This window comes from Haloferax profundi (assembly GCF_001469865.1).
In the GTDB taxonomy this organism is placed as follows: Archaea; Halobacteriota; Halobacteria; order Halobacteriales; family Haloferacaceae; genus Haloferax; species Haloferax profundi.
Window position 1 is genome coordinate 1 of sequence record NZ_LOPV01000396.1, and the last position, 1,851, is coordinate 1,851.

1 protein-coding gene is annotated in these 1,851 nt (G+C 63.2%); it reads left to right on the forward strand.

All coding sequences use genetic code 11. The features are described 5' to 3' along the window. Window positions 1–1,851: PQQ-binding-like beta-propeller repeat protein (locus AUR66_RS13795; protein WP_157533130.1), on the forward strand; the 1,851-nt coding region annotated here is incomplete at both ends.

Here is a 1,851-nt window from a genome sequence, read left to right on the forward strand (position 1 = left end):
GTCCTCGGATTCGACACGACAGACGCCACGGGTGATGCGACGCGCGTCTACGCGCTCGAAGAATCTCCGTTCCAGTTCACTGGGTTCGCACCCTCGACGACGACGCTCTCCCCCGGTGAGCAGTTCACAGCGGAGGTAACCGTCGAGAACGTCGATGACGAGGTTCGACCGTACAACCTCTCGCTGATGGCCGACGCACCGCTGCCGGTCGACTGGTGGTCACTCGACTACGCGAACGGAACGCTGAATCCCGGGGAGTCCCGGACGCTCACCTTCGCTGGAAGCCTCAACATCTCCGGCACGTGGAATCTCTCGGTGAAGCGCTCGCTCGGCCGCGGCGCGGCTATCGGACCGAAAGCCGTCGAAGTCGTTCACGCGACACCCAGCGACGAGTGGTCACAGACCGAGTACGACGGCGGCCGGACGAAGTTCAATCCTGACACGGCAGGGCCGACACAGCACATTCAGGAGGTCTGGAATTTGACCGGCTTCGACGGGAATAACGAACCAGTCATCGCGAATGGGTCGGTGTTCGTCCTTCTGGAAGGCTACGAATCACCATCTGTCTACAGGCTCGCCGCCTACGACGAAGCGACCGGCGTCAAGGAATGGGAGTTTAACATCTCGGCACGCGACCGAATCCCATCGGGGTCACCGACCGTCCACGACGGGACGGTCTACCTGTTCACCCACCCGTACAACTACGACAGCGCCGGCCCGAAGGTCGTCGACAACTCGCTTTTCGCCCTCGATGCCAGTGACGGGTCGACCGTCTGGAGTCGGGATTTCACGCTGAACGAGTCGGTGTCTCGCGACCAGGCGCCGGTCGTCTCCGACGGACAGGTGTACGTCGCAGGTGGGATTCCGGAGGATAATTCGTACGACGCCAACGCCTCGCTGATTGCCTTCGACGCCGACACCGGCGTGACCAGTTGGAGTTACTCGGTCAGCGCAGACGGCGAAAACGAACTGTTCGAGTGGGTCACCGCGTCCGACGGGATGGTCGTCGCCTCGCTCTCCGACGAGGACTACGACGGGTCGACGACGACGTACCACGACCGACTGGTCGTCTTGAACGCGGCGGGTGGCGTCGAGTGGTTGTCGAGTGGGCTCTCTCCGGACGTGTCCGACCCGCCCGTCGTTCGTGACGGCACGGTATACGTCGTCAACGAGACGAAGAACGACGCGGGCGATGGTGCGGAGACCCTCTTCGCGTTGAATCTCTCTGACGGCACCCAGAAGTGGGAGTTCGTCCCCTACGACCTCCACCCGGATGTCGACGACTGGCGGCTGTATTCACCGGTCGTCACCGACGACGCAGTCTACCTCCGACAGATGATGATGGACACGTCGCCGCGCCGAAACGAACTCTACCGACTCGACCCGGCGACGGGGAACGTCGTCTGGAACCGGTCCATCCCGAGGTTCCTCGACTTCATGGTCGTCGACGGCCTCGTGTACGCCGGAGACACAGTCGGTGGCTACAACGACGGCGACGACACGCTCGTCTACGACGCGGAGACCGGCGAGTTCTACGGTGGCACGACCGTCTACAGTCGCGCCCACGGGTCGGTCAAGGCGGTGGCGAACGGGACGATGATACTGTACGCCGACTCGACGACGCCGAACGACTTCCGCGTCGTTCGAGAGGGAGGCGTCATCGAGTACACCGACATCGCCGTCGACTCCCACGTCGTCGGTGAGGACGAGAACGTTACCGTCACCGTCACGGCGACCAACGTCGGTTCGTACGCCCGAGCGTACGACGTCAAACTTTGGGCCTCGCCCGACGACTCGGGAGCCCACCACTTCTGGAACTACGCCGACCGAGATGGAACGCTCGCACCCGGT